The organism is Mesorhizobium marinum, assembly GCF_040813675.1.
GTDB classification, from domain to species: domain Bacteria; phylum Pseudomonadota; class Alphaproteobacteria; order Rhizobiales; family Rhizobiaceae; genus Mesorhizobium_K; species Mesorhizobium_K marinum.
On sequence record NZ_JBFOCI010000006.1, the window covers coordinates 107,035 to 125,837 of the forward strand.

The window sequence follows — 18,803 nt, forward strand, 5'->3', positions numbered from 1 at the left end:
ATTTGCGCGAAGTTGTCTCGGCCCGGTTGATCGGGCTCTGGAAAAGCTGTTAGTTTTCAAAGTCTCAGCTGCAACACTTCAGGACCTCGCGCACATGGCAACACGCGCTTTATCCTTCATCATCGCGCTCGTCATGGTTCTTGCGCCGGCAGGCGTGGTGCCTGCCCGGGCCCAGCAGCAGTCGCAACTGTTCGAAACACGCGCCAAACAGGTGATGATGATCGACGCCGAGACCGGCACGATCCTCTACTCGAAGGACGCCGACAAGCTTATACCGCCGGCATCGCTCGCCAAGCTGATGACCATGGAGGTCGTCTTTCACGCCCTGAAGGTCGGCCGGCTGAAGATGGACGACAAGTTCGCGGTCAGCAAGAACGCCTGGACGAAGGGCGGCGCCAAGGCCGGCGGCTCGACGATGTTCGCGAAGGTGAAGTCGGAAATCCCGGTCGAGGATCTGATAAAGGGCGTGATCGTGCAGTCGGCCAATGACGGTTGCATCGTTCTCGCCGAAGGGCTCGCCGGAACCGAAGAGAACTTCGCCAAGATGATGACGGAGCGGGCGCGCCAGATCGGCATGCCCAAGTCGGTGTTCAAGAACTCCAACGGACTTCCGGCGGAAGGCCAGGTCGTGACCATGAACGAACTGGTCCATCTGGCGCGCCACATCTGGCAGGAGTACCCGGAATACTACCGCTTCTACGGCATCCGCGAGTTTACCTGGAACAAGATTACGCAGCCCAACCGCAACCCGCTCCTCGAGATGGAGATCGGTGCTGACGGCATGAAGACCGGATACACCGAGGCGTCCGGTTACGCGATCGTCGGCTCGGTGCAGCGCGGCGGCAACCGCGTCTTCGCGGCGATGAGCGGCATGTCGAGCGAGATGGAGCGCGCCGAAGAGTCGCGCAAGCTTCTGGAGTGGGGCCTGCGCGCCTTCGAGAAGACCAAGCTTTTCGACACGGGAGACATCATCGGCGATGCCCAGGTGTTCGGCGGCGCAAAGTCGTCGGTCGCGCTGAAGGCGGGCGGACCGATCAGCATCTTCATCCCGCTGACCAACACCGACCGGCTGGTGGCCCGCATCGTCTACAAGGGACCGCTGACCGCTCCCGTGAAGGAGGGAACGCCGGTTGGTGTCCTGAAAGTCTGGATCGGCGACAACATGAGCCAGGAAACGCCGCTCTATGCCGCGGAAACTGTCGAACTTGGGACGCTGCAGCAGCGCGCCCTCGACGCGGTCGGCGAACTGATGGTGGGCTGGCTGCGCTAGCCGCCGGCCGGCCATTTCGACCGGGCGCGCCGCAGAACCGATTTCATCGACGCGCGCATTGATCTAATACGGCTGTCGGGCCGCCCCTTGGGCATGGCCATGACACGGAACGGCAATCTGGTGCACGGTTTTTTCATCACGTTCGAAGGCGGGGAGGGCGCAGGCAAGTCGACGCAGATCGCGCGTCTCGCCGAGAAGCTGCGCGACAAGCGCTACCCGGTCGTGGTGACGCGCGAACCCGGCGGCTCGCCTGGCGCCGAGGCGATACGCCACGTCATCCTTTCCGGGGCGGCCGAGCCCTTCGGGCCGCAGATGGAAGCCCTTCTCTTCGCAGCGGCGCGTTCCGACCACATCGAGCAACTGATCCGGCCGTCGCTGCGTCGCGGCAAGATCGTGCTCTGCGACCGCTTCGTCGATTCGTCGCGCGTCTACCAGAGCAACGTCGACGCCAGCCTCCTGGATGAGATCGAACGCGTGTCGCTGAACGGGATCATGCCCGACATGACGCTGATCTTCGACATCGACCCGGAGGAGGGGCTTCGCCGAGCAGCGTCCCGGCGGGGCGAGGATCAGGTCGACCGGTTCGAAAAGGAAGAACTCGCCGTGCACAAGCGGCGGCGGCAGGCCTTTCTCGACATCGCCATCAAGGAGCCGAAGCGCTGCGTGGTCATCGACGCCGGGCTCGACGCCGACGCCGTCGAGAACGCCGTGACGGAGGCCGTCTTCGCCGCGCTTGACAAGCGCGCGGACGCCGACACGGACGCGGTTCAGGAGACCTGACGCCATGTTCGAACGGATCGCCACAGAACAGCACGACACCCTCGACGGCATTCCCGAGCCGGCGGAAACCCCCCGGCTTTTCGGGCACCACGAGGCGACATCGATGCTTGCCGGCGCTTATCGCGCAGGCAAGCTCCCGCACGCACTGCTGTTCGCCGGGCCGCTCGGCGTCGGCAAGGCGACGCTGGCCTTCCATTTCGCCTATCATCTGCTTTCCCATCCGAGGCATGAGGATGCGCCGTCCGACCTGGCGCCCCCCGATCCGCAATCCGCGCTGTTTCGCCAGATCGCCATCGGCGCGCATCCATCTGTGCTGCACCTCACGCGCCCTGCCAACGACAAGACCAAGGGCTTCAAGACCGTCGTCACGGTCGACGAGATTCGCCGGGTCAACCGCTTCCTGTCGATGACCTCGCATGACGGCGGCTACCGCGTGGTGATCGTCGATCCCGCGGACGACATGAACACCAACGCCGCCAACGCGCTCCTGAAGAACCTCGAGGAGCCGCCGACACGGACGGTCTTCATCCTGATCGCGCATTCGCCAGGCGGGCTCCTGCCGACGATCCGGTCGCGCTGCCAGACGATCCGGCTGCAGCCGCTCGGCCAGCGCGATCTGATGTCCGCGCTGTCCGCCTTCGACATCCCACCGCCCGCCGATGCGGCCGCACAGGCGGTTCTTGCCGAACGCTCGGGCGGCAGCGTGCGCATGGCCGTGCTGCTGACGCAGTATGGCGGTCTCGAGATCGCGGAGGCGACCGACAAGGTCGCGCTTTCGCCCAGCCTCGACATCGCCAGCGCCTATCGCGTGGCCGAAGCGGTGAGCGGGCGTGACCGGTCGGTGCAGTTCGACATCTTCAATCGGCACGTGCTCGACCTGTTCGCTACCGCGGCAAGCGCTGCGGCGATGGAGGGCGACGCCGGCCGGGCCGACCGTTGCTCGCGCCAGTGGCAGGACGCTCGGGTTGCGATCGAGGAGACCGAGACCTATAACCTCGACCGCAAGCAACACGCGCTGAGCATGATCGCACGCCTGCAAGACACGTTCCGAATGTGACGTCGCAGCATGGAGGCTGTGGGATGGCCTCGGCCGTCCCGATGCGCTATCTCCGCCCCAAAACCTGTCTCCGCTTTTGATTGGCGTCCCATGTCACGCGAAAAATTCTACATCACGACTGCTATTTCCTACCCGAACGGCAAGCCGCATATCGGCCACGCCTACGAAATGATCGCCACGGACGCGCTCGCCCGTTTCCAGCGTTGCGACGGCAAGGACGTGTTCTTCCTGACCGGCACCGACGAGCACGGCATCAAGATGCTGCAGACGGCGCGCAAGGAAGGCATCACGGCGCGCGAACTCGCCGACCGCAATGCGGCTGAATTCAAGCGCATGACGGGCGCGCTGAACGTATCCAACGACGACTTCATCCGCACGACCGAGGAACGTCACTACGCCGCCAGCCAGGCGATCTGGAAGGCGATGGCGGCGAGCGGCGACATCTACAAGGGCGGCTATGCCGGCTGGTACTCGGTGCGCGACGAAGCCTATTACGGCGAGGAGGAGACCGAACTCCGCGCCGACGGCGTCCGCTACGGGCCGCAGGGAACCCCGGTCGAGTGGGTCGAGGAGGAGAGCTATTTCTTCAGGCTCTCGGCCTACCAGGACAGGCTGCTGGCGCTATACGAGAGCCGGCCTGACTTCATCGGGCCAGCCGAGCGTCGCAACGAGGTGGCGAGCTTCGTCAAGTCGGGCCTGAAGGATCTTTCGATCTCGCGCACCACCTTCGACTGGGGCGTGCCTGTGCCCGGCGACGAGAAGCACGTCATGTATGTCTGGGTCGATGCCCTGACCAACTACATCACCGCGGCCGGCTATCCCGACGAGAATGCCGATCGCTGGCGCTACTGGCCGGCCGACGCGCACATAATCGGCAAGGATATCGTGCGCTTCCACGCGATCTACTGGCCCGCCTTCCTGTGGTCGGCTGGCATCGAACTGCCGAAGCGCGTTTTCGGGCACGGCTTCGTGTTCAACCGCGGCGAGAAGATGTCGAAGTCGGTCGGCAACGTGATCGACCCGTTCGCGCTGGTCGAGCATTACGGACTGGACCAGGTGCGCTACTTCCTGCTGCGCGAGGTTCCGTTCGGCCAGGACGGAAACTACAGCCACGAGGCGATCGTCAACCGGACCAATGCCGACCTCGCCAACGATCTCGGCAATCTGGCGCAGCGCTCGCTTTCGATGATCGCGAAGAACTGCGGCGGGGCCGTTCCGACGAAAGGTCCGCTCGCTGAAGCCGATGAAGCAATGCTGCGGCAGGCGTCCGAAGCGATTGCGACGGCGCGCAAGGCAATGGGCGAGCAGGCGATCCACCAGGCGCTGGCGGCCATCTTCGCCGTCGTTGCCGAGGCAAACCGCTACTTCGCCGGCCAGGAGCCCTGGGCGCTGAAGAAGACCGACCCGGCCCGCATGGAGACGGTGCTCTGGACGACGGCCGAGTTGCTCAGGCGTATCGGCATCATGTGCCAGCCCTTCGTGCCGGGGTCGGCGGCAAAGCTGCTCGACCTGCTCGGGGTGACAGAGCAGGAGCGCAGCTTCGCCGATCTCGGCGATGCCCGCTCGCTCGCTTCGGGTACGCCGTTGCCGGCGCCTTCGCCGGTCTTCCCGCGTTACGTCGAGACGGCCGAAGAGGCCTGAAGCGCCTATGCTGGTCGATAGCCACTGCCACCTGGACTTTCCCGACTTCGCCGAGGAGCGCGCGGCCGTCGTTGCACGCGCTCGCGAGGCTGGCGTCGGGCACATGGTGACGATCTGCACGCGCGTCAGGAAGTTCGCGCAGGTCCTTGCCATCGCGGAGGAATTCGAGAACGTCTTCTGTTCCGTTGGCACGCACCCGCACAACGCCGCCGAGGAACCCGACGTGACGGTCGAGGAACTGGTGCGGCTGGCGGCGAACCCCAGAGTCGTGGCGATCGGCGAGGCCGGGCTCGACTATCACTACGACAAGGCCCCGCGCGACGCGCAGATGCAGGGCTTCCGCACACACATCGATGCCGCGCGGCGAACCGGACTGCCTCTGGTCATCCATGCGCGCAGCGCCGACGCCGACATCGCCGCGACGCTTGAGGACGAGATGGGGAAGGGGGCCTTCCCTTTCGTACTGCATTGCTTCTCGTCGGGCGCGGAACTGGCGCGCACCGGCGTTAGGCTCGGCGGCTATGTTTCCTTTTCGGGCATCCTGACGTTCAAGAATTCCGATGAATTGCGCGCCATTGCCCGGGAAACCCCGCGCGACCGGCTGCTGGTCGAGACGGATGCGCCATATCTCGCCCCCGTGCCCTTGCGCGGCAAGCGCAACGAGCCGTCCTACGTCGTCAACACCGCAAGGACGCTGGCCGAGACGACAGGCCTGAGCCTCGAGGACATCACGACAATCACGACCGAGAACTTCTTCCGGCTGTTCTCCAAGGCCGGTCGGGCCGCACGCCGGGACGCCTGAGCGTGGGCGACACCCTGCGCCTTACCATTCTCGGCTGCGGCTCTTCGCCGGGCACGCCGAGGATCACCGGCGACTGGGGCGACTGCGACCCCGCCAATCCCAGGAACCGGCGCACACGGACGTCCGCGATGGTCGAGCGCGTGGCTCCGGACGGGCGCACGACGCGCGTGGTGATCGACACCGGTCCGGACTTCCGGACCCAGATGCTGGCCGCCAAGGTCGAGCGGCTGGACGCGGTCGTCTACACGCATGCCCATGCCGATCACATCCACGGGATCGACGACCTGCGCGGCTACTGGCTGCAGCAGAACGGGCTGATCGACATCTTCGCCGATATTCCGACCCTGACACGCCTGAAGCAGGCGTTCGGATACTGCTTCGAGACGCCACCCGGCGGAACCTATCCGCCGATCCTGCAGGCCAGGCTGATCGACCCACCGGCCGCGTTCACCGTGGAAGGAGAGGGGGGTCCCCTCACCTTCGAACCGCTGCCTCAGGTCCACGGCGACATGATTTCCCTCGGGTTCCGGATCGGCCGGGTTGCCTATTGCCCTGACGTCAGCGATTTCCCTGGCAATACGGTCGACCGTCTGCGCGGCCTGGACGTCCTTGTCATCGATGCGCTGCAGTACCGGACGCATCCCAGCCATTTCTCGCTTGGCGAGGCGCTGCAATGGATCGACCGGCTGCAGCCTGGGCGGGCAGTGCTCACGCATATGCACACGCCGCTCGACTATGCGACCGTCGCTGCGGAAACGCCTGACTATGTCGAACCGGCATACGACGGTATGTCGATTGAAATACCAATATAATCAAAGTGATGAAGAAGTTTCATAATGGGAAGCATTGAGCGCGTGATGGAGGCGGCCCAATCGGCCGGCCTGGCGATCGAGGTAAAGCGCATGGGCGCCTCGACCCGGACGTCTGAGGAAGCGGCGCAACAGTGCGGCTGTTCTGTCGACCAGATCATGAAGTCTTTGATCTTCCAGGGCGAACCGAGCGGCGGCCTCTATCTCTTCCTGCTGCAGGGCTCGAGCCGGCTGGACATGGCCAAGGCCGAGCGCGTGGCCGGCGAAAAGCTGTCGCGCGCCGATCCAAGGCTGATCCGCGAACGCACCGGCTTCGCCATCGGCGGCGTTTCGCCGATCGGCCACGCCACGCAGCTGCCGGCCTTCGCGGAAAGCGGACTGCTGGGCCACAGCACGGTCTGGGCCGCGGCCGGCGCGCACGATGCCGTGTTCCAGGCAGAACCGGGCGAGTTGCTGCAAGCGGCGAAGGCGACCGTCGCGGACATCGCCGTGTAGGGCCGTACAGCCCGAAATTCGGCGGGTTTGCCTTACAGCAAAGTTCCATAATATATCTTATGCGACAAAGGTGTGCAGAGCGCCCTGTGCTACGTCGCGGCGCCTTGCGCTGATTCACAGGCACAGCCCGTTCCGGCGCTCTTGCCTCGACGGCGTGATCCGTGACGAAGTGTCCGGACCGTCTGCGACCCCGATTCTCTTGACGCCATTCGGGCCGGATTGTACGGGCGTGCTCACCGGGCCATTCCACCAGTTGCGCGAAAGGCAACCGAATTTCATGGAAATCTTCACCGCCGCCGGGCTCGCTGCGCTTCTTCAAGTCATCGCCATCGACCTTGTCCTTGCCGGCGACAATGCCATCGTGATCGGCCTCGCTGCGGCGGGCCTGCCGGCAGACCAGCGCAAGAAAGCGATCCTGGTCGGCATCATCGCCGCGACGGTCCTGCGCATCGGCTTTGCGCTGATCACCACCTGGCTGCTGGCCATCGGCCCGATGCTGCTGATCGCCGGCGGTCTCCTGCTCCTGTGGGTGTGCTGGAAGATGTGGCGCGAGCTTCGCACCAGCCACGAGGACGAGGAAGCGGCGACCGAGGCACTTGCCGACGCCGACCTGAACAAGGACGGCTCTGTCGGCGGCAGCCGGCGCAAGACCTTCGCGCAGGCTGCCTGGCAGATCGTGATCGCCGACGTCTCGATGTCGCTCGACAACGTCCTGGCGGTCGCGGGCGCGGCGATGGAGCATCCCACGGTGCTCGTGTTCGGCCTAGTCCTGTCGGTCGCGCTGATGGGCTTCGCCGCCACATTCGTCGCGCGCCTGCTGCACAAGTACCGCTGGATCGCCTATGTCGGCCTGCTGATCATCCTCTACGTGGCGCTGAAGATGTGCCTCGACGGAGCCGTCGACCAGTTTCCCGAGCAGTTCGGGTTCCTGAGCGGCTGGTTCGGCGGCGGCACCGGCGGGCACTAGACGCCTGATCCTGATCCGGGCTGCGCCGGCCCTTGCAAGGCCTCCGGGTCTTGCTTGGGCCTTGCGGTGCTTACAAACCGCGAAAACTGTGATACTGCGCCGCAATTCCCAGCTATCGGAAAGCCCTGCCCGCATGTCTGCTGCGCCACGCGTCAGTTTTGTCAGCCTTGGTTGCCCCAAGGCGCTCGTCGATTCCGAACGGATACTCACCCGGTTGCGGGCCGAGGGCTACGAGATCGCCCGAAAGCACGACGGCGCCGACCTTGTGGTCGTGAACACCTGCGGCTTCCTGGATTCGGCGCGCGACGAGTCGCTCGACGCGATCGGCACGGCGCTGAAGGAAAACGGCAAGGTCATCGTCACCGGCTGCATGGGCGCCACGCCCGATCTGATCCGCGAAAAACATCCGAACGTGTTCGCGATCACAGGCCCGCAGGCTTACGAAAGCGTCATGGCGGCGGTTCACGAAGCCGCCCCGCCCGCGCATGACCCGTTCGTCGACCTGCTGCCGCCTCAGGGCGTGAAGCTCACGCCGCGCCACTATGCCTACCTGAAGATCTCGGAAGGCTGCAATAACCGCTGCACGTTCTGCATTATCCCGGCGCTGCGCGGCGATCTCGTCTCGCGCCCGGCCGGCGACGTGCTGCGCGAGGCCGAAAAGCTGGCCAAGGCCGGCGTCAAGGAACTGCTCGTCATCTCGCAGGACACCAGCGCCTACGGCATCGACGTCAAATACAAGTCAAGCCCGTTCCAGGACCGCGAGGTAAAGGCAAGGTTCCTCGACCTCTGCCAGGAACTCGGCGAGATGGGCATCTGGGTGCGGCTGCACTACGTCTACCCCTACCCGCACGTCGCCGACGTCATCCCGCTGATGGCCGAGGGCAAGATCCTGCCCTACCTCGACATCCCGTTCCAGCACGCCTCCCCTCAGGTGCTGAAGAACATGCGCCGGCCGGCGCATGGCGAGAAGACGCTGGATCGCATCCGCTCCTGGCGAGACGCCTGCCCGGACCTTGCCATCCGCTCGACCTTCATCGTCGGATTCCCGGGCGAGACCGACGAGGATTTCGACATGCTGCTCGACTGGATCGACGAAGCCAGGATCGATCGCGCCGGCTGTTTCAAGTACGAACCGGTCGGCGGCGCGCGCTCGAACGAGATGGGCCTCGCGCAGGTTCCCGACGAGGTCAAGGAAGCGCGCTGGCACCGCTTCATGCAGCGTCAGCAGAAAATCTCGGCCAACCTTCTGCAGAAGAAGGTCGGCAAGCGCCTGCCGGTCATCATCGACGAGGCGAACGGCACCTCAGCCAAGGGGCGAACCAAGTACGACGCGCCGGAGATCGACGGCGCCGTGCACATCCAGGCGCGGCGCCCGCTGCGTTCCGGCGACATCGTCACAGTGAAGGTCGACCGCGCCGACGCCTACGACCTCTACGGCAGCGCGGTCTGACGGCGGCAGCCTGAGCCTATTCCGTCGCTTGAAGCCGACACGATAGACAGCAACAACGAAAAGGGGGCGCCGCCGGCGCCCCCTTCCCTCGATCCGCGCCCGCTTACTGCGGCAACTTGTCGTCGACGCCCTTGACGTAGAAGTTGAGGCCCAGGAGCACGCCGTCCTCGGCAACTTCGCCGTCCTTGAGCCATTCCGATCCGTCCTGCTTGCTGACCGGACCGGTGAAGGGGTTGAACTCGCCCGACTTGATCTTGGCTTCGGCTTCCTCGGCGGCCTTCTTCACGTCATCGGGCATGTTGGTGTAGGGCGCCATCACGACATGGCCTTCCTTCATGCCATGCCAGATGTCGCTCTGTTCCCAGTTGCCGTCCATCACCGCCTTGATCCGCATGGTGTAGTATGGGCCCCAGTCGTCGACGATCGAGGTCAGCTGGGTCTCGGGACCGAACTTGATCATGTCCGACGCCTGGCCGAAGGCCTTGATGCCGCGCTCGGCGGCAACCTGCATCGGCGCGGTGGAGTCGGTGTGCTGCGTGATGATGTCGACGCCCTGGTCAATCAGGGCCTTGGCGGCGTCGGCTTCCTTGCCCGGGTCGAACCAGGTGGCAGCCCACACGACCTTGAGCTTGAAGTCCGGGTTCACGGTCTGCGCGCCGAGCACGAAGGCGTCGATACCCATGACGACCTCGGGGATCGGGAAGGACGCGATGTAGCCGGCGACGCCCGCCTTGGACATCTTGGCGGCGATGATGCCCTGCACGTAGCGGCCCTCATAGAACCGCGAATTGTAGGTCGAGACGTTCGGCGACTCGCGCTTGAAGCCGGTCGCATGCTCGAACTTCACGTCGGGGAACTTCTTGGCCACCGCATTGGTGGCGTCCATGTAGCCGAACGACGTCGTGAAGATGATGTTGCAGCCGGAACGGGCGAACCGCTCGATCGCGCGCTCGGCATCGGCGCCTTCGGGCACGCTTTCGAGGTAGGCGAGTTCGACCTGCTCCTCACCGCCCAGCGCCTTCTGCGCCTCGAGCGCGCCCTGGTGGTGCTGATAGGACCAGCCGAAGTCGCCGATCGGTCCGACATAGATGAAGCAGGCCTTGACCTTGGCCTCGGCGGCCATCGTTCCGAAGGCGAGCGCGGCCGCGGTCGCTGCGAGCGTTAGAAATCTGGTTTTCATTCGAGTCGATCCTCTTGAGGTTCTTCTTGGGGTCTGTCCCGTCTGTTGTCGTCTAGCGATCTGGCACGAACGGCCGCCCCAGTGAAGCCGGTGTGTTGATCATCGTCAGTCGCCGATTGCGTGAGATTAGAACAAGGACGACGATGGTTGCCAGATAGGGGAGTGCGGAAAGCAGCTGGGACGGGATGCCTATCCCCAGCGCTTGCGCATGAAGCTGTCCGATGGAGACCGCGCCGAAGAGGTAGGCGCCGGCGAGCACGCGCACTGGACGCCAGGAGGCGAACACCACGAGCGCGAGCGCGATCCAGCCGCGTCCTGCCGTCATGTTCTCGATCCACTGCGGCGTGTAGACCAGTGACAGGAAGCCGCCCGCCAGGCCGGCGCAGGCGCCGCCGAACATCACGGCGAGATAGCGGATGCCGATCACGTTGATGCCGAGCGCGTGCGCCGAGCCATGATTGTCGCCGACCGAGCGCAGCGTCAGGCCGGCGCGGGTCCTGAACAGGAACCAGGCGACCCCGAAGGTGAGCAGGATCGAGATGTAGAAGATCGGATCCTGGCCGAAAAACAGCTTGCCGACGAACGGCAGGTCGGTAAGGCCCGGAATGTACAGCGTGCCGAGCTTGACGCCGGGCTGGCCGACGAAGCTCTCGCCGATCATGCCGGAAAGGCCGAGCCCGAGCAGGGTGAGCGCGAGACCGGTCGCAACCTGGTTGGTGACGAGCGTCAGCGTCAGGAACCCGAACAGCAGCGAAAACAGTGCGCCGACGATGATCGCCGCGAACACCCCGAGCCATGGCGAGCCGGTGGTGAGCGCGACGCCGAAGCCGGTCACCGCGCCCATGACCATCATGCCCTCGACGCCAAGGTTCAGCACGCCCGAGCGTTCGACGACCAGTTCGCCGAGCGCGGCAATCAGCAGCGGAGTCGCCGCCGTCGCGATCGTGATGATGATCTGCTCAAGCATTTTGGGCCTCCGCCGCCTTGGCAGGCTCCGCCGTGGCCGTCGGCGCTCCGGCGAACCGGATGCGATAGTGGATGAGCGTGTCGCAGGCGAGCACGAAGAACAGCAGCATGCCCTGGAAGGCCCGCACCGCCTTGTCGGACACGCCGATTGCGATCTGCGCGGATTCGCCGCCGAGATAGGTAAGCGCGAGGATGATGCCGGCGGCGACGATGCCCAGCGGATTGAGGCGCCCGAGAAACGCGACGATGATCGCGGTGAAGCCGTAGCCGATGGAGATCTTCTCGTTCAGGTGCTCGATCGGTCCGGCTACCTCGGATATGCCGGCAAGCCCGGCAAGCGCGCCCGACAGGAGGAAGACGAAGAACACAAGTTTGCCGGAGGAGAAACCTGCGAAGCGCCCTGCCCTCGGGCTCTGGCCGAGGACCTTCACCTCGAAGCCCTTCAGCGTCTTCGACAGCATGAACCAGACGAGCACGGCGGCGACCAGCGCGAACACGAAGCCCCAGTGCGCGCGGCCGGAGTCCGGCCAGATCTGCGGCAGGATCGCATATTCGTTGAACCTGATCGTGCCCGGGAAGCTCATGCCTTCCGGGTTGCGCCAGATGCCGCGGACAAGCCAATCGTTGAAGAGTTGCGCGACATAGACCAGCATCAGGCTGGTCAGGATCTCGTTGGTGTTGAACCTGACCTTGAAGAAGGCCGGGATGGATGCGTAGGCCGCGCCGCCCGCCATGCCGAACAGCAGCATCAGCGGCAGCACGACCCACGACTGGAACTCCGGGAAGAGCACGGGGATGAAGGAGCCGGCGACGGCGCCCGCCACAAACTGGCCCTCGGCGCCGATGTTCCAGTTGTTGGACAGGAAGCAGACAGACAGCCCGACGGCAATCAGGATCAGCGGGGCCGCCTTGATCGCCAGTTCGTGCAACTGCCAGCGGTTGCCGGGGTCCCAGATGCCGGTCAGCGGGTCGATGAAGTAATAGTAGAGCGCCTCGGCAGGGTTCTTTCCCAGGAGCGAGAACATGATCGCGCCGGCAATCAGGGTAAGACCGAGCGCAATGAACGGCGACAGCGCCGAAAACAGGGCCGACCGCTGCGGACGCCTGACCAGTTCAATCCGCATCAGGCAGGCTCCCGTGCGTCATGATCGACATGCCCGGGCTCAGCGCCGCCCATCAGCAACCCTATCTTCTCGAACGTCGCCTCGGCGCGCGAAAGCGGCCTGGACAGTTCGCCGTTGTGCATCACCGCAATGGCGTCCGATATCTCGAACAGTTCGTCGAGATCCTGGCTGATCACCAGCACCGCTGAGCCGTTGCGCGCGAGTTCGATCAGCGACTGCCTGATCTTGGCGGCTGCGCCTGCGTCGACGCCCCAGGTCGGCTGGTTGACCAACATCACGGCCGGCCTGCGATCCAGTTCGCGTCCGATGATGAACTTTTGCAGGTTGCCACCCGAGAGCGCCGCCGCCTCCGGGTCGCGCGCGCTCTTGCGCACGTCCATCTCCTCGACGATCCGCTGGGTCGCCGCATCGACGGCGCTTTCCTTGACGAGGCCGCCGGCGCCAAGGAACACCTTGCGGTCCGTCGCGTAGCGCGACAGGAACAGGTTTTCCGAGAGCTTCATCAGCGGCGCCGCGCCGTGGCCGAGCCGTTCCTCGGGAACGAAGGCGGCGCCCAGCATCCTGCGGCTGGTGATCGACAGGCGGCCTGCGCTGTTGCCGCGGATGCGGATTGCGTCGGCCTCGTCCTGCAGCACCTCGCCCGACACCGCCTCGAAGAATTCGCCCTGGCCGTTGCCGGCTACACCGGCGATGCCGATGACCTCGCCTGCCCTGACGGCCAGCGAGATGTCTTTCAGCGGCATGGAGAACGGCGTCGCCGGTCGCCGTGAGAGGTGGCGAATCTCGAGCAGCGCCTCGGCCTTTTCGATGCCCTCGACCGGCGCGCGCACGACGGCATGTACCTCGCTGCCGACCATCAGCCGCGCCAGCGAGGCGGCGGTCTCCTGGCGCGGATCGGTGTGGGCGACGACCTTGCCGTGACGCATGACCGTCGCCGCGTCGCACAGGCGCTTCACCTCTTCGAGGCGATGCGAGATGTAGAGGATCGACTTGCCTTCCGCGCGCAGCCGCTCGAGCGTCTCGAACAGCCTGTCGGCCTCCTGCGGCGTCAGCACCGACGTCGGCTCGTCGAGGATGATGAGGTCCGGATTCTGCAGCAGGCATCGAATGATCTCGATGCGCTGGCGTTCGCCGACCGAGAGATCGCCAACCAGGGAGTAGGGATCGAGTGGCAGGCCGTAGCTGTAGGACAGCGCCTGTGCCTTGGCCGCGATGGTGGCGATCGGCGTCTGGTCGGCCAGCGATAGCGCAATGTTCTCGGCGGCCGACAGCGCCTCGAACAGGGAAAAATGCTGGAACACCATGCCGATGCCGAGCTTCTTGGCGACGCTCGGACTGCCGATCTTGACGGCCTGGCCGTTCCAGCGGATTTCACCCGAATGCGGCTCCAGCGAGCCGAACAGCATTTTTACCAGCGTGGATTTGCCGGCGCCGTTCTCGCCCAGCAGGGCGTGGATCTCGCCCTTGCGGATCGTCAGGTCGACGCCGTCGCACGCCTTCAGCGTGCCGAATATCTTTGTCAGGCCGCGGACCTCGAGCAGGTTCGCGCCACTACCGTCAGCACTCACGGTGCCTCCCGATCTGTTTGCCAGATTCGTTCTTTAGTTCCCGCCGGCATCGTAGGTCCAGCTACGCTGCAGTGCAAAGCGCCGTCGTTTTGAAAGATTTTCAAGTTTTCCAGCGGCTATCGACGGCATTTTTCACGGAATCAGAATGGTCGCTCCGGTCGTCCTGCGGTTTTCGAGGTCGGCATGCGCCCGCGCGGCGTCCTTCAGGGCATAGCGCTGGTTGATGCTGACGTTGACCTTTCCGGCGGCGACGACCTCGAACAGGGCGGCGGCCGCCGCCTCCAGGTCCTCCCGTTTGGCGACATAGGTGAAAAGCGTCGGGCGGGTGGCGTAGAGCGACCCTTTCTGCGCCAGGATGGACAGGTTGAACGGTGGGATCGGTCCGGACGACTGGCCGAAACAGACGAACATGCCGAGCGGGCGCAGGCAGTCGAGCGATCCCGGAAAAGTGTCCTGGCCGACGGAATCATAGACCACGTCGCAAAGACGCCCGCCGGTGATCCGCTTCACCTCGGCGACGAAGTCCTGTGCACGGTAGTCGATGACATGGTCGTAGCCGTGCGTAGCGGCAAGTTCGACCTTGTCGGGCGAGCCGGCCGTGCCGATGGCGGTCGCGCCGAGATGTTTGGCCCACTGCCCGACGATAAGGCCGACGCCGCCGGCCGCCGCGTGGCAGAGGATGGTGTCGCCCGGTTTCACCTTGAAGGTCCGCCGCAGCAGGTACTCGGCCGTCATGCCCTTCAGCATCATCCCCGCGGCCTGCTCGTCCGAAACGCCCTCGGGGATCCTGACCAGCCGGTCGGCTGCGATCACGCGCTCGTCGGCATATGCGCCGAGCGGCGCTACGTAGGCGACACGGTCGCCGGGCTTCAGCCAGTCGACCCCCTCGCCGGCCTCCACGACCGTGCCGGCGGCCTCGCCACCGGGGATCAGCGGCAGGCCGTTCGGGGCCGGGTAGAGGCCACTTCGAAAATATGTGTCGAGGAAGTTGAGCCCGATGGCGGTGTGGCGCACCAGCGCCTCGCCCCGGCCGGGACGCCCCGGTTCGTTGTCCTCGTAGGACAGAGCCTCCGGCCCACCGTGTGCATGTACCTTGATCGCTTTGGACATTGTCAGGCCCTGTCGCTTTCCGGCTGTCCTCCGAGACCCGGGAACAGCTGCATGATTCCGCCGATGCAGAAGAGATAGATGCTGGTGGCGCCGATGCCGATCTTGGTGAAGCTGCTGACGTTCTCGGCCAGCACGCCCATCTGGCTGTAGAACTGCGCCAGGAACGATTCCGCCAGGGCAAGGGCGCCGAACGCGCACCAGGCAAGCGTCACGCCGAGGTTCAGCGGCCGCAGCCTCTTGACACGCACCGGGTGGAGGAAGTGGACCGGCGCGAATGTGAGGATGGCGGCGATCACCACGACGCCGAACGAGACCCATTCACCCGGCTCGATCACGAACAGGGTGAACACGATCATGTTCCAAACGACCGGAAACCCCTTGAAGAAATTTTCCGTCGTCTTCATGCCGGTATCGGCATAGTAGACGGCGCTCGAAACGACGATGATGGCGGCCGACAGGAAGGACAGCCCCTCGCCCATCAGGCCGAACTGGTAGAGCGCAAAGGCCGGGATCAGAACGTAGGTCACATAGTCGATGATGTTGTCGAGGAGTTCGCCGGACCAGGTCGGCAGGATCTCCTTGACTTCGAGCTTGCGCGCGATCGGCCCGTCGATGCCGTCGACGAACAGCGCCAGGCCCAGCCACCAGAACATCGCCGTCCATCGCTCCTCGCTTGCCGCGACGAGCGATAGAAACGCCAGGAACGAGCCCGAGGCGGTCAGCAGGTGAACAGAGAAGGCGCGCGCCTGCGGCCAGGTGACTTTTCGTTTCGTTCTCAAATGCCGCGCCAATCCCGGTTGCATGTCCGGCTCCAGCCGGTGGGGTCGTCGTTAACAGTACTCGCACGTTCGCGAGCGGCACAAGCCACGTCGTGCCGAAGGCGCGGGGCTTCCGGTCGCATTGATCCGGCCGCCGCCGGTGGCTTATAGCTTGGGCGACATGAGCAGCAATCCCTCCGGCACCATCGAGACCCCGCCGATCATCGTCGCCGGCACTGGACCGGTTGGCCTGATCGCCGCGCTGGCGCTTGCCGATCTCGGCATACCCGTGGTCTTGGCCGGGCGCGCGCCTGCGGCTGCCGACCGGCGCACCACTGCGCTGATGACCCCGGCCCTCGACTATCTCGATCGGCTGGGCGTCCTCGAGGGTCTGAAGCGCAAGGCGGCCCCGCTCAAGGCGATGCGGATCGTGGATGCGACGGGCCGCCTCGTGCGCAGTCCGCCGGTAACCTTCCGCGCCGCAGAGATCGGCCAGGATCATTTCGGCCTCAACATCCCCAATCGCGACCTGAACGAAGCGCTGGAGGCGGCGCTAGCCAGTCGGCCGGGCGTAGACAGGCGCGACGTCATGATCGCGGCCTGGACAATCGCGGCTGACGAGGTGGTCGCGCGGCTCGATGATGGCGCAGTCGTCGAGGGAGCCCTGGCGGTCGCCGCCGACGGGCGACTGTCGCCGGCGCGCAAGGCCGCCGGCATCAGGACCTCGGCGACCGCGTATCCCCAGGCGGCGCTGGTCCTGAATTTCGCGCACAGCCGCGGCCACGGCTTCGTCTCGACGGAGTTCCACACGGAGACCGGCCCCTTCACGCAGGTACCCCTGCCCGGCGACCGCTCCAGCCTGGTCTGGGTCGTCAGGCCGAACACCGCCGAGGAACTCATGGCGCTCAGCGACGCGGCCCTCTCTGCCCGCATCGAGGAGCGCATGCAATCGATGCTGGGCAAGGTGTCGGTCGAAGCCGGCCGGCAGGTCTACCCGCTCGGCGCAACGCTCCCCGCCCGTTTCGCGCAAAACCGCGTCGCGCTGGTCGGCGAGGCAGCCCATGTATTCCCGCCGATCGGCGCGCAGGGGCTCAACCTTGGCATCAGGGATGTCCGCGACCTTGTTGGTATCGTTGGAGAAAATATCTCTGATCCCGGCTCCGACAGGGCGATGGCGGCCTATGACCGCAAACGCCGCCCCGACGTCCTGGCCCGGGCCGGCGCGGTCAACCTCCTCAACCGTTCGCTCCTGTCCGACATGCTGCCGGCGCAGATCGCCCGCAGCGCCGGGCTCGGCGTCGTCGGCGGCATGGCGCCGCTGCGCGCACTGTTCATGCGCGAAGGGCTTCAGCCCGGCAGCGGCCTGGCGTCGGTGTTTTCGGACCTAAGGGAACAGATCAGGCGGTAAGACGCCGCTCCGGATCAGGTAGAGCAGCCCGGTCACGGTCGCGACGGAAATGCAGGTCGTGAGCAGGATGCTGGCCGAGGCGCGCTCCACCCAGACATGATACTGCTGGGCGATGACGAACACGTTCGTGGCCGTCGGCAGCGCCGCCAGCAGCACCGCCGAGAACAGCCAAACCTCGGAAAAGTCGCCCACCCAACTCAGCACGACGTAGCAGACGAGCGGGTGCAGCACGAGTTTCAGGAAGGCGATCGGGCCGAGTTCCTTTGGAACCCGCTTCAAGGGACGAAGCGCCAATGTCACGCCCATGGCGAACAGGGCGCAGGGCGCGGCGGCGGCCGACAGGTATTCGAGCAGGCGCTCCACCGGCAGCGGCGGCCGCACCTGCAGATAGGCGGCCGCGACACCCACGGCCGTCGCTATGATGAAGGGGTGCAGCGCGATCTTGCGGATGACGCCGCGCGCCAGTTGCAGCGGCGCGCTGCGTTCGCCGCCCGAAAGCGCCATCATCATCGGCGCGACGGCGAAATGGATGATGTTTTCGAAGCAGAAGATGAGCGCGACCGGCACCGCAGCCTCCGGCCCGAACACCAGAAGCGCCAGCCCAGGGCCCATGTAGCCGATGTTGCCGTAGGCGGCCGCCAGGCCCTTGACGGTCGATTCCGCGATGCTGCTCCGCTCGATGAGCATCGATCCCGCGAACATCAGGCCGAAGATGAAGTAGGTCGACAGCACGGCGCCGAGGATGAAGGTCCACTCGGTCAGGCGCTCGAACGGCGTCTTGGCCAGCAGTTGGAAGAACAGCGCGGGCAGCGCGACGTAGACGATGAAGGTGTTCATCCAGCCGAGCGCCTCGACCGGCTGGCGCGTGATCCGGGCGACGAAGAAGCCGAGGAAGATCAGGCCGAAGAACGGCAGGACGAGGCCAACGATGTCCGACATTAGGCTGTGCGTTTCCCGGCTCTGCTGACGCGGTAACGCTTCGCTTCCCGGCCCGTCAAGCGTCCGGGATTGAATTGATCGCCGCCGTGGGCCAGATAATAGGCATGGCTTGGGCTCGGGAAGACATGAAAACGGCTAAGTTTGCGATCGGCCAGGTGGTGCGGCACCGCCTGTTCCCTTTCCGCGGCATCATTTTTGACGTCGATCCCCAGTTCAACAACACCGAGGAATGGTACGAGGCGATCCCGAAGGATGTTCGCCCGCGCAAGGACCAGCCCTTCTACCACCTGCTCGCCGAGAACTCGGAAACCGAATACATCGCCTACGTTTCGGAACAGAACCTGCTTGTCGACGAATCCGGCGAACCGGTCCGCCACCCGCAGCTGCGCGAGTTCTTCGACCGGACGGCCGACGGGCATTATGCCCCCAAGGATCTTGCCCGCCACTGACCCAACGACAAGGCAACAAAAAAAAGCGGG

Annotated in this window: 18 protein-coding genes; 11 read left to right on the top strand and 7 right to left on the bottom strand. The window is 65.1% G+C overall.

The annotated features are described in order from the left end of the window. Window positions 1–94 precede the first annotated feature (94 nt). From ABUE31_RS18340 to rimO, 9 genes are all read left to right on the top strand, one after another. Entirely contained in the window at window positions 95–1,270 is a 1,176-nt protein-coding gene (locus ABUE31_RS18340; RefSeq protein WP_437344148.1) for a D-alanyl-D-alanine carboxypeptidase family protein, read from the top strand. A 117-nt stretch (window positions 1,271–1,387) separates the two neighbouring features. After that, a complete protein-coding gene (gene tmk / locus ABUE31_RS18345; RefSeq protein ID WP_367725318.1) occupies window positions 1,388–2,050 on the top strand; it encodes a dTMP kinase in 663 nt (220 codons plus the stop codon). Window positions 2,051–2,054: 4 nt separating this feature from the next. Next, window positions 2,055–3,107, top strand: a complete 1,053-nt coding sequence (locus tag ABUE31_RS18350; RefSeq protein WP_367725155.1) for a DNA polymerase III subunit delta' — start codon at window positions 2,055–2,057, stop codon at window positions 3,105–3,107. 90 nt (window positions 3,108–3,197) lie between these two features. Beyond that, the gene (gene metG, locus ABUE31_RS18355; RefSeq protein ID WP_367725156.1) at window positions 3,198–4,748 is read left to right on the top strand and encodes a methionine--tRNA ligase; all 1,551 of its coding nucleotides are present in this window, start codon (window positions 3,198–3,200) and stop codon (window positions 4,746–4,748) included. Window positions 4,749–4,755: 7 nt separating this feature from the next. Continuing rightward, window positions 4,756–5,550, top strand: a complete 795-nt coding sequence (locus ABUE31_RS18360; RefSeq protein ID WP_367725157.1) for a TatD family hydrolase — start codon at window positions 4,756–4,758, stop codon at window positions 5,548–5,550. 2 nt (window positions 5,551–5,552) lie between these two features. Beyond that, the gene (locus ABUE31_RS18365; protein WP_367725158.1) at window positions 5,553–6,362 is read left to right on the top strand and encodes an MBL fold metallo-hydrolase; all 810 of its coding nucleotides are present in this window, start codon (window positions 5,553–5,555) and stop codon (window positions 6,360–6,362) included. 24 nt (window positions 6,363–6,386) lie between these two features. Further along, entirely contained in the window at window positions 6,387–6,854 is a 468-nt protein-coding gene (locus ABUE31_RS18370; RefSeq protein ID WP_367725159.1) for a YbaK/EbsC family protein, read from the top strand. Window positions 6,855–7,131: 277 nt separating this feature from the next. Then, window positions 7,132–7,821 carry a TerC family protein gene (locus ABUE31_RS18375; RefSeq protein WP_367725160.1) on the top strand — a complete coding sequence of 230 codons (690 nt, stop codon included), beginning with the start codon at window positions 7,132–7,134 and terminating at the stop codon, window positions 7,819–7,821. Between the two features lie 133 nt (window positions 7,822–7,954). Then, window positions 7,955–9,271: a 30S ribosomal protein S12 methylthiotransferase RimO gene (rimO, locus tag ABUE31_RS18380; RefSeq protein ID WP_367725161.1), complete on the top strand. Its 1,317-nt coding sequence runs from the start codon at window positions 7,955–7,957 to the stop codon at window positions 9,269–9,271. A gap of 103 nt (window positions 9,272–9,374) precedes the next feature. On the opposite strand, the gene ABUE31_RS18385 is transcribed toward rimO, so the two are convergent. From ABUE31_RS18385 to pcsA, 6 genes are all read right to left on the bottom strand, one after another. After that, on the bottom strand, window positions 9,375–10,451 hold the full coding sequence (locus ABUE31_RS18385) for a BMP family ABC transporter substrate-binding protein (RefSeq protein WP_367725162.1): 1,077 nt from the start codon (window positions 10,449–10,451) through the stop codon (window positions 9,375–9,377). 52 nt (window positions 10,452–10,503) lie between these two features. Then, complete coding sequence (locus ABUE31_RS18390) at window positions 10,504–11,418, bottom strand: ABC transporter permease (RefSeq protein ID WP_367725163.1); 915 nt, start codon at window positions 11,416–11,418, stop codon at window positions 10,504–10,506. Next, window positions 11,411–12,541 (bottom strand): ABC transporter permease, encoded by a 1,131-nt coding sequence (locus tag ABUE31_RS18395; protein WP_367725164.1) that lies wholly within the window; start codon window positions 12,539–12,541, stop codon window positions 11,411–11,413. The genes ABUE31_RS18390 and ABUE31_RS18395 overlap by 8 nt, the downstream gene beginning before the upstream one ends. Further along, the gene (locus ABUE31_RS18400; RefSeq protein WP_367725165.1) at window positions 12,541–14,109 is read right to left on the bottom strand and encodes an ABC transporter ATP-binding protein; all 1,569 of its coding nucleotides are present in this window, start codon (window positions 14,107–14,109) and stop codon (window positions 12,541–12,543) included. The genes ABUE31_RS18395 and ABUE31_RS18400 overlap by 1 nt, the downstream gene beginning before the upstream one ends. A gap of 132 nt (window positions 14,110–14,241) precedes the next feature. After that, window positions 14,242–15,219 carry a quinone oxidoreductase family protein gene (locus ABUE31_RS18405; protein WP_367725166.1) on the bottom strand — a complete coding sequence of 326 codons (978 nt, stop codon included), beginning with the start codon at window positions 15,217–15,219 and terminating at the stop codon, window positions 14,242–14,244. A 2-nt stretch (window positions 15,220–15,221) separates the two neighbouring features. Next, window positions 15,222–15,998 (bottom strand): phosphatidylcholine synthase, encoded by a 777-nt coding sequence (gene pcsA, locus ABUE31_RS18410; protein WP_437344149.1) that lies wholly within the window; start codon window positions 15,996–15,998, stop codon window positions 15,222–15,224. A gap of 160 nt (window positions 15,999–16,158) precedes the next feature. On the opposite strand from pcsA, the gene ABUE31_RS18415 reads away from it, so the two are divergent. Further along, window positions 16,159–17,385, top strand: a complete 1,227-nt coding sequence (locus ABUE31_RS18415) for a UbiH/UbiF family hydroxylase (protein WP_367725168.1) — start codon at window positions 16,159–16,161, stop codon at window positions 17,383–17,385. Here ABUE31_RS18415 and ABUE31_RS18420 read toward each other — a convergent pair. Then, window positions 17,362–18,324 carry an AEC family transporter gene (locus ABUE31_RS18420; protein WP_367725169.1) on the bottom strand — a complete coding sequence of 321 codons (963 nt, stop codon included), beginning with the start codon at window positions 18,322–18,324 and terminating at the stop codon, window positions 17,362–17,364. The two genes, ABUE31_RS18415 and ABUE31_RS18420, sit on opposite strands and share 24 nt — an antisense overlap. A gap of 125 nt (window positions 18,325–18,449) precedes the next feature. On the opposite strand from ABUE31_RS18420, the gene hspQ reads away from it, so the two are divergent. Further along, window positions 18,450–18,773, top strand: a complete 324-nt coding sequence (gene hspQ / locus ABUE31_RS18425) for a heat shock protein HspQ (RefSeq protein WP_367725170.1) — start codon at window positions 18,450–18,452, stop codon at window positions 18,771–18,773. The last annotated feature ends 30 nt before the right edge of the window (window positions 18,774–18,803 follow it).

What these genes read in the sequence shown, in the direction of transcription:
- rimO (WP_367725161.1), top strand. Translation starts at nt 7,955, where the DNA reads ATGTCTGCTGCGCCACGCGTCAGTTTTGTCAGCCTTGGTTGCCCCAAG.
- ABUE31_RS18385 (WP_367725162.1), bottom strand. Translation starts at nt 10,451, where the DNA reads ATGAAAACCAGATTTCTAACGCTCGCAGCGACCGCGGCCGCGCTCGCC.
- ABUE31_RS18420 (WP_367725169.1), bottom strand. Translation starts at nt 18,324, where the DNA reads ATGTCGGACATCGTTGGCCTCGTCCTGCCGTTCTTCGGCCTGATCTTC.
- ABUE31_RS18360 (WP_367725157.1), top strand. Translation starts at nt 4,756, where the DNA reads ATGCTGGTCGATAGCCACTGCCACCTGGACTTTCCCGACTTCGCCGAG.
- ABUE31_RS18415 (WP_367725168.1), top strand. Translation starts at nt 16,159, where the DNA reads ATGAGCAGCAATCCCTCCGGCACCATCGAGACCCCGCCGATCATCGTC.
- ABUE31_RS18370 (WP_367725159.1), top strand. Translation starts at nt 6,387, where the DNA reads ATGGGAAGCATTGAGCGCGTGATGGAGGCGGCCCAATCGGCCGGCCTG.
- ABUE31_RS18390 (WP_367725163.1), bottom strand. Translation starts at nt 11,418, where the DNA reads ATGCTTGAGCAGATCATCATCACGATCGCGACGGCGGCGACTCCGCTG.
- ABUE31_RS18405 (WP_367725166.1), bottom strand. Translation starts at nt 15,219, where the DNA reads ATGTCCAAAGCGATCAAGGTACATGCACACGGTGGGCCGGAGGCTCTG.
- ABUE31_RS18395 (WP_367725164.1), bottom strand. Translation starts at nt 12,541, where the DNA reads ATGCGGATTGAACTGGTCAGGCGTCCGCAGCGGTCGGCCCTGTTTTCG.
- ABUE31_RS18375 (WP_367725160.1), top strand. Translation starts at nt 7,132, where the DNA reads ATGGAAATCTTCACCGCCGCCGGGCTCGCTGCGCTTCTTCAAGTCATC.
- ABUE31_RS18340 (WP_437344148.1), top strand. Translation starts at nt 95, where the DNA reads ATGGCAACACGCGCTTTATCCTTCATCATCGCGCTCGTCATGGTTCTT.
- hspQ (WP_367725170.1), top strand. Translation starts at nt 18,450, where the DNA reads ATGAAAACGGCTAAGTTTGCGATCGGCCAGGTGGTGCGGCACCGCCTG.
- ABUE31_RS18350 (WP_367725155.1), top strand. Translation starts at nt 2,055, where the DNA reads ATGTTCGAACGGATCGCCACAGAACAGCACGACACCCTCGACGGCATT.
- metG (WP_367725156.1), top strand. Translation starts at nt 3,198, where the DNA reads ATGTCACGCGAAAAATTCTACATCACGACTGCTATTTCCTACCCGAAC.